The organism is Streptomyces sp. NPDC002138 (genome assembly GCF_040296485.1).
In the GTDB taxonomy this organism is placed as follows: domain Bacteria; phylum Actinomycetota; class Actinomycetes; order Streptomycetales; family Streptomycetaceae; genus Streptomyces.
Map to the genome: position 1 here is coordinate 1 of NZ_JBEOXE010000128.1, position 9,206 is coordinate 9,206.

At 69.3% G+C, this 9,206-nt stretch carries 3 protein-coding genes; all 3 read right to left on the reverse strand.

The genetic code is table 11. From position 1 onward, the window contains the following. Positions 1 to 4,644 (reverse strand): non-ribosomal peptide synthetase (locus ABT084_RS37270; RefSeq protein WP_351054113.1); only part of this gene is annotated, 4,644 nt, incomplete at its 3' end. Positions 4,645 to 4,987: 343 nt separating this feature from the next. Further along, entirely contained in the window at positions 4,988 to 5,116 is a 129-nt protein-coding gene (locus tag ABT084_RS37275) for an MbtH family NRPS accessory protein (RefSeq protein ID WP_351054115.1), read from the reverse strand. A 391-nt stretch (positions 5,117 to 5,507) separates the two neighbouring features. Further along, the coding region (locus tag ABT084_RS37280; protein WP_502969292.1) for an amino acid adenylation domain-containing protein at positions 5,508 to 9,206 on the reverse strand (3,699 nt) is incomplete at its 5' end.

The following is a 9,206-nucleotide window of genomic DNA, read 5'->3' on the forward strand; positions in this document are numbered from 1 at the left end:
CAACTCCGGCACCAAACCAGACCCGAACTCCACCGCAGTGTCATTCCACTCCGACACCACCCGACGACGCTCCACACCACCCAACACCTCAACGGCGCGCAGCGGGAGTTCCTCTCCGCCGTCCAAGACCGTCTCCAGTGCGGCGACCAGGCTCTCGGCCGCGGTGAGGACGAGGGCGCCCACGGCCGCGGCGTCGATGGGGGCGACGGCGTCCACTGCCAGGCCGAGGCCGTGGCCGTGGTCGTCGACGGCGACCGAGAGGGGGTAGTTGGTGCGGTCGTGCGTGAACAGGGTGGTGATTCCGGCCATGCCGAGCCCGTTGTCCGAGCCGTGTGGGGCGTTGTGGCGGTAGTTGAAGATCGAGGTGAACAGCGGCGTGTCGCCGACCACGCCGCTGGCGCGCTGGGCCAGGGCCAGCGAAGCGTGCTCGTGCTCCAGCAGTTCGGCCAGCTGGTCGCGCATGGCTTCGAGAGCCGCGCGTACACCGAGGTCGTCGATCCGCGTGCGGACCGGGAGGGTGTTCATGTAGGGGCCGGCGACCCGGTCCGCGCCCGCGCCGCCGTTCATGCGGCCGAAGAGGACCGTGCCGAAGACGACGTCGTCGCGGCCGGACACCACCGCGAGCACGCGGGCCCACGCGAGGTGCATTACCGTCGCCGCGCTCGCCCCGAGCCGATGCGCGATGTCCCGCACCCGTCCGGCGAGCTCCGGGGAGAGCTCCAGGTCCGCTCGGACGACCCCGGCGCCGTCACCCCGCACGTCGACCTGCCCGTAAGGAGCGGTCGGGTCGGTCACGTCGCCCAGAAGCTCGCCGAAGTACCTCTCGTGCTCCGACCGCTCGACCGCGCCGCGCGCCTGGGCCACGAAGTTCCGGAAGGGCAGCGGCTCGGACAGCTCGTCGCCGCGCCCGGCGAGGATGGCCTGTACCTCGCGGAGCAGCACCTCTCGGGCCGTGTGGTCCTGCACCATGTGGTGCATCCGCAGCAGTGCCAGCCACCGGCCGGTGCCGGGTTCGGCTGACGTGTGGACGTCGAGCAGCGGGGCGTGGGCCAGGTCCATCGCCTGGGCGACGGTCAGCAGCTGTTCGATGGGCTCGGGACCCTGGGGGTCGAGCGTCACGTCGGTGACGGGCAGTACCGCGCGTCGCCGGACGACCTGGACCGGCTCGGACAGGCCCTCCCACACGATGCCGGTGCGGAGGATGTCGTGGCGGTCGATCACCTGCTGGAGCGCGTCGAGGAAGGAGCCGAGCAGTTCGCGAGAGTCGAAGCCGATCACAGTGGGGATCAGGTAGGCGTCCTCTCCCCTCTCCCCGAGCAGGTGGTGGAAGAGGAGGCCCTCCTGGAGGGGGGCGAGGGGGTAGACGTCGGCGATGTTCGCCGCGCCGCCCTCGACTGTGGCAACGATGCGCTGCACGTCGTCCGTGGACAGCTCGACCAGCGGGAGCATCTCGGGGGTGATCTCCCGCGCGTCTGCGGGGATGAGGTTCTCGGGTACGGCGACGGTGTCCGTGCCGGTCGCCAGCGCGAGACCGGCCGGGGTCGGCGTCTGGAACAGGGCGCGGACCGGAACCGACACGCCACGCTCGCGCAGCCGCTCCACCAGTCGGATCGCCATGAGCGAGTGCCCGCCCAGGGTGAAGAAGTCGTCTTCCGCGCCGACCTGCTCGAGGCCGAGGACCTGGGCGAACGCGGCGCAGAAGATCTCCTCGCGCGGGTTGGCAGGGCCGCGGCCCGCCGCGGTGCTGTACTCCGGGGCGGGCAGGGCAGCGCGGTCGAGCTTGCCGTTCACCGTCAGCGGCAGCGCGTCCAGCACCACCACCACGCTCGGCACCATGTACTCCGGCAGCCGCTCGGCCACGAACTTACGTACAGCCAGGGGCAGTTCAGATGCCGCATCGGCTTCGGTGCGCGATGTTCCGTCCGCTACGACGTAGGCGACGAGGCGGGTGTCGCCGGGGGTGTCCTGGCGGGCGATCACCGCGGCCTGCGCGACCTGCGGGTGCTGGGCCACCGCGGACTGGACCTCGCCGGGCTCGATCCGGAACCCGCGGATCTTGACCTGGTCGTCGGAGCGGCCGGCGAAGACGAGCCGGCCCTGCGGCGTCCAGCGGGCCAGGTCGCCGGTGCGGTACATCCGTACGCCGGGCTCGAAGGGGCAGGCAACGAAGCGTTCCGCCGTCAGCCCGGTGCGGCCGATGTAGCCGCGCGCCAGCTGCGCGCCGGTGATGTACAGCTCGCCCGCCACGCCCGGCGCGACAGGCCGCAGGTGTCCGTCGAGGACGTACATCCGGGTGTTGGCCATGGGTGTGCCCAGGGGGACCGCGCCCTCGCCGTGGGGATCGACCTGGCCCAGAGCCGTGATGACGGTGGCCTCGGTGGGACCGTAGCTGTTGAGGAGGCGACGGCCGCGGGCCCAGGCGCGGGCGAGTGCGGGCTCGATCGCCTCGGACCCGACGACGATCGGGCCGACGCCGGCCAGGTCGTCCAGGTCCAGCACCGCCAGAAGGGACGGCACGAGGCTGGCTGAGCGTACGCCGGCCGACCGCACGAGTTCGCGCAGCAGGGCCGGCTCGGCCCGCTCGGCGGCGCTGGCGACCACGAGGACGCCACCGGAGGCGAGCGTCACGGCGACGTCCAGGACCGAGGCGTCGAAGTTGAACGAGGCGAACTGCAGTACGGCGACGCCGGGGGCGACGTCCATCTGCGGGCCGAACACCGACACCATGTTCGCCATCGCGGCGTGCGCGACAGCCACGCCCTTCGGGCGGCCGGTCGAGCCCGAGGTGTAGATGACGTAGGCGAGGCCGTCCGGCGCGACGGACACCTGCGGTGCCCGGGTCGGGAGCTGAGCGATTGCGGCCGCGACCCGCGCGTCGTCAAGCCATACGGTGTTCGCAGCTTCGGCCACCGCTGTGTCGCGGCGCCCGATGACCACCCCGGCGCCGCTATTGGCCAGCATGAACGCGATGCGCTCCGCCGGGTGCTCCGGGTCCAGGGGCACGTACGCGCCACCGGCCTTCCATACGGCGAGGATGGAGGCGACCATGTCGACACCGCGCGGCAGGCACAGGCCCACCACGGACTCGGGGCCGACACCCTGGGCGATCAGGTGGTGGGCGAGACGGTTGGCGCGGGCGTCCAGCTCGGCGTACGAGACCTGCTCGCCCCCGAAGACCACGGCGACCGCGTCCGGCGTACCAGCCGCGTGCGCCGCGAACAGCTCCGGCACCGTCGCCGGGGCGACCTCGGTCGCGGTGTCGTTCCACTCGGTCAGGACGCGGCGGCGCTCGTCAGGGGCGAGTACGTCGACCTCGCTCACGCGGGTCTGCGGATCGGCGGCCATCGCGGCCATGACACGCACGAGCCGCTGCCCGATCAGCTCGGCCGAGGCCACGTCGAAGAGGTCGGACGCAGCGACTATCTCGCCGCGCAGGCCTGCCGGAGCACCGTCGCGGTCGGTCACCTCGGCGACGGACAGATCGAGGTCGAACTTGGCGGCCACCTCGGCCGAGAGCTCTGCCGTCATCCGCACGGCCCGCGCGCCAGGCAGGTCGACGACCGCCTCGGCGGTGTTCTGGACGGTCAGCAGGACCTGGAAGAGCGGGTGGCGGGCGAGCGAGCGCGTCGGCGCGAGTTCCTCGACCAGTTTCTCGAAGGGCACGTCCTGGTTCGCGAACGCGGACAGACCGGTCTCGCGCACCTGGAGCAGCAGCTCGCGGAAGGTCGGGTCACCCGACAGGTCTGTGCGCATCACCAGGGTGTTGACGAAGAAGCCAACCAGGTCGGCGAGCGCAACGTCGGACCGGCCGGCCACCGCCGCACCGATCGGGATGTCCGTGCCCGCGCCCAGCCTCGAGAGCAACACCGCCAGCGCCGCCTGCACGATCATGAAGGTGGTGACGCCCTCGGCGCGCGCCAGCTCTGCCAGCCGCGCGTGCACGTCCGCAGGAACCTCGAACGTGACGCTGTGTCCTCGGTGGGAGGCAGTCAGCGGGCGGGACCTGTCGAAGGGCAGCTCCAGCCCTTCGGGAATTCCGTCCAGGGCCTGGCGCCAGTAAGCGATCTGGCGGGCCATCACACTGTCGGCGTCCTGCTCGTTACCGAGCAGCTCGCGCTGCCAGAGCGTGTAGTCCGCGTACTGGACGGGCAGCGGCTCCCACTCCGGCGCGCCGCCCTGCGAACGGGCGGTGTACGCCAGGGAGACATCCCGGGCCAGGGGACCCATGGAGTAGCCGTCGCCGGCGATGTGGTGCACGACGACCGCCAGGGCGTGCTGGTCGGGCCCGGCAGAGAACAGCCAGGCTCGAATGGGGAGTTCACGCGAGAGATCGAAGACGTGCCCGCCGGTCACCTCGTTCACGGCGCCCGCCAGATCGGGTGCCGCCGCGACTTCCACACACTCGAGCGCCCATTCGACATCCTCGACGTCCAGGATGTTCTGGTAGGGCTCACCGTCGGCTACGGCAAAAGTGGTCCGCAGGACCTCATGGCGCTCCAGGACGTCGCGCAGCGCGGACGCGAGCGCCTCCCGGTCGACCTCGCCCGACAGGCGCAGCACGATCGGAATGTTGTAGGTCGCACTCGGACCCTCAAGCTGCTCGATGAACCACAACCGACGCTGCGCAAATGACAACGGAAACATCAGGACTCCTCCTGGTTACGTCCTGGCCGCAACGTCGGCCTAGGCTGACTGTCTATATCTAGGCTTCTTTGCATGCGCATTTGCATGCAAATCCTGCCGTTTCCGGGCATGCGGAATATCGCGCCCTCGGTAAGCAATTCATGGCTTGCCTAGCCCAGGAGGTCGGCGCGATTGACCGAGTCGGCCGGGGTGCTACCCACATGAACGGTCATTGGGTTCCCCGCACTCGACATACCCCGTGCATGTCCGCGCCTCGCCATGCAAAGGCCTGCCGGGAAGCCTGCCGAGGCCATAGGCCACGACGAGGCCCTGGCCACGGCATGCGACACCGCCGCCGACTATTTCACTTCCATCGGCGCGAAAAGGTCCAGCCGTCGGGCGCGGCGGCGAAGGCCGGCCAGAGGGAACTGCTTCCCTCCTCGTCGATCAGACCCAGGTAACCGGAACCCGAATCGTCGAACGGATTCGCCACGACGCATTCCCTTCCATGAAGCAAATCAGTGGGGTGATGACATGGATGCCGACTTCTCTTTGAACATCCGCGCCGTCCGATGGAGGTTTATCGGCTCTCCACCATGGCTCAACGCGACCCACTATCTCCCAGGCCCCCGCGACGATCAATGATCAACAGCCGTCCACCCGACGTTGCCGACGAGCGCGGCCGCCACCGGAAATCTCCCTGTGCAAGTGCGGCCGAGCGGCACTTGAACAGGGGTTCGTCATGGTCCGAAGGGTCCGGAAGCGCGTACGGCCGCCGCGCCCGACCGGGGTCGGATGCGGCGGCCGATCGGGGTCGGATGCGGCGGCCGATTGGCCATCGGTACCCCTTGACTGGCCGGGCCCGGGGGCTCGTCAGTCGGCGGTCATCGGTTCCGCCGGTCGCGCATCGGGCGCAGGGTCGGCCTGGTTGACTTTGTGTTTCCGATCTGCTGTGCGAACCCGGCTACGGTTGGCGCTTCGAACAGGGCCCGGATCTCGGCCTCGACTCCCATCTCCGCCCGAACCCGGCTGACGAGCTCGGCGGCCAGCAGTGAGTGCCCGCCGAGGGCGAAGAAGTCGTCATCGACGCTGACCCGCTCCACACCCAGCACTCTCGCGAAGATCTCGCAGAGGAGTTCCTCCTGCGGAGTCGTGGGCTTTCGGCCGGTGCCCGCCACGACCGTGAAGTCGGGGGCGGGCAGGGCCTTGCGGTCGAGCTTGCCGTTCACCGTCAGCGGCAGCGCGTCCAGCACCATGACCGCCGCCGGCACCATGTATGCCGGCAGCTTCCCGCCAACGAACTCCCGTACCCAGGAGGCAAGTTCCCTGTCGTCCTTGTCCGTTCCGGCGGCCGGGACGATGTAAGCGACCAGCGCGGTGGCACCTGCCGTCCCGGCCCGGGCGATCACTGCCGCCTGTGCCACCCCAGGGTGAGTGGCGATCACGGCTTGTACCTCGCCAGGCTCGATCCGGAAACCACGGATCTTCACCTGGTCATCACTACGGCCCGCGAACACCAGCTGACCATCACCAGCCCACCGCGCCCGGTCACCGGTCCGGTACAACCGCTCACCCGAACCACCGAACGGATCCGCCACGAACCGCTCCGCCGTCAGACCTGAGCGCCCGACATACCCACGCGCCAGCTGACTGCCCGCCACATACAGATCACCCACCACACCCGGCGCAACCGGCTGCATCCGCCCGTCCAGCACGAACATCCGCGTATTGGCCACCGGAGAACCGAACGGCACCACACCCTCACGGCCCGGATCCACCCGGCCCGCAGCAGTAATCACCGTCGCCTCCGTCGGCCCGTACGTATTGACCAGACGACGACCACGCGACCACCGCCGCGCCATACCCGGCTCAATCGCCTCCGCACCCACCACCAACGCCTCGACACCCGCCAGATCATCCGGCTCCAGCACCCCCAGCAGCGAAGGCACCACACTCGCCGAACGCACCCGCGCCGAAGCCACCAGCTCCCGCAACAACCCCGGCTCAGCCCGCTCAGCCGCAGTCGCCACCACCAGCACACCACCGCACGCCAGCGTCACCGCCACATCCAGCACCGACGCATCAAAATTGAACGAAGCGAACTGCAGCACCGGAACACCAGGACCGACATCCATCAACGGACCGAACACCGACACCATGTTCGCCATCGCCCCATGCCCGACAGCCACACCCTTCGGCACACCCGTCGAACCCGACGTGTAAATCACATACGCCAGACCCTCCTGCCCAACCCTGACATCAGGCGCACCCGCCCCAGCAGCCGCCAGCGCAGGATCAGAGGCCAGCGCAGGATCATCCACCCACACCACAGACTCGGCCCCGACCGGCACACCATCACGCCGGCCCACCACCACCCGGGCACCACTGTCCGCCACCATGAACGCCAGCCGCTCCACCGGCAGCTCAGGATCCAGCGGCACATACGCACCACCGGCCTTCCACACCGCCAGAATGGAAGCGACCATGTCCACCCCGCGCGGCAGACACAGACCCACCACCGACTCCGCACCCACACCCTGACCGATCAGGTGATGAGCAAGACGATTGGCACGGGCATCCAGCTCCCCGTAAGAAACCTCCACACCATCGAACACCACCGCAACCGCACCCGGCGAAGCCGCCACATGCGCCGCGAACAACTCCGGCACCATCTCCGAAGCAACCTCAACCACCGTGTCGTTCCACTCCGTCAGGAGCCGGAACCGCTCGTCCGCGTCAAGTACGTCGACGTCACTTACCCGGGTCCGCGAATCTGCGGCCACCGTCTCCAGAACCCGCCCCAACCGCTGAGCGATCGAGTCGGCAGACGCCGACTCGAAAACATCGGCCGACGCAATCAACGAACCACGCAGCCCAGCCGGCGCACCACCCTCGTCGAAGACCTCAGCCAGCGACACATCCAGGTCGAACTTGGCCACCACATCCATCTGCGCCCTCTCCGCCTCCACAGACCGGCGCGAGGACTCGGTAACGGGGAGGTCGAGGACAGCCTCTGCGTTGTTCTGGAGGGTCAGCATCACCTGGAACAGCGGGTGGCGGGCCATCGAACGGGCCGGGGACAGCTCCTCCACCAGCTTCTCGAACGGCACGTCCTGATGCGCGAAAGCAGAGAGACCCCTCTCACGCACCCGGCCCAACAGCTCACGGAAGGTCGGGTCCCCCGACAGGTCCGTGCGTATGACGAGGGTGTTGACGAAGAAGCCGACGAGGTCGTCCAGCGCCTCATCCGTACGGCCCGCGTTCGCGGCACCGATGGGGATATCGGTGCCCGCACCGAGCCTGGACAGAAGTACGGCCAGCCCGGCCTGGAGGACCATGAACATGGTCACACCCTCGGCCCGAGCAACTTCCTGCAGGCGTGCATGGACCTCCGCCGGGAAGTCCAGCGGCACCGCGCACCCCCGGTGGTCGGCTGCGGGCGGCCGGGGCCGGTCGAAGGGCAGTTCCAGCTCTTCGGGCAGCCCGGCGAGGGCCTCACGCCAGTAGGCGACCTGTCGGGCGGCCAGGCTGTCGGGATCCTCGCTGTCCCCGAGTACTTCACGCTGCCACAGCGCATAGTCGGCGTACTGCACCGGCAACGGCTCCCAGCCGGGAAGCCGGCCCTCGACACGCGCCGCGTAAGCCGTCGACAGGTCCCTGGCCAGCGGGGCCCACGACCAGCCGTCACCCGCGATGTGATGAACCACCACGACCAGGACCTGCTCATCAGGACCCGCCCGCAACAGCCACGCCCTGATCGGAACCTCGCCGGACAGGTCGAACTCATACCGCTCCGCTTCAGCGACCGCAGCAGGCAGTTCCTCCGGCGTCATATCCGCCACAATCAGCTGCCAGTCGAGCTCTTCGCTGTCCAGGATCCGCTGGTAGGGCTGGTCTTCGTGTGTGGGAAACACGGTGCGCAGGGCCTCGTGGCGCTCAAGGACGTCCCGCAGCGCCGTGTTCAGCGCCCGCTCATCGACAGCGCCCGAAAGACGCACGCGGACCGGGATGTTGTAGGTGGTGCTGGGCCCTTCGAGTCTGCCGAGGAACCACAGGCGGCGCTGGGCGAAGGACAGCGGAACGTGTTCGGGACGGGCCTGGAGGGTCAGGGCAGGCCGTGTCTCTCCGTCGTCGGCGAGTCCCGCGGCCAGTCCCGCCACGGTCGGGGAGTCGAAGAGCATGCGGATGTCGAGCTCGACGCCCAGCACGGCACGGATCCGGCTCGCGAGCCTCACCGCAAGAAGCGAGTGACCGCCCAGCGCGAAGAAGTCGTCATCCACACCCACACTCGCCACACCGAGGACCTGCGCGAAGACCCCGCACAGGATTTCCTCCCGGACGTTCGCCGGCGCCCGGCCCACCACCGCACCAGAAACCTCCGGCGCCGGCAGCGCCTTGCGGTCCAGCTTCTTGTTCACCGTCAGCGGCAGCTCATCCAGCACCACCACCGCCGAAGGAACCATGTACTCCGGCAGCCGCTCACCAGCCGCCTCCACCACCACACCGGCCAGCCGCGAAACCACCGCCCCCGGCGCCGCCACCACATACGCCACCAGACGCCGCTCCCCCGGCACATCCTCACG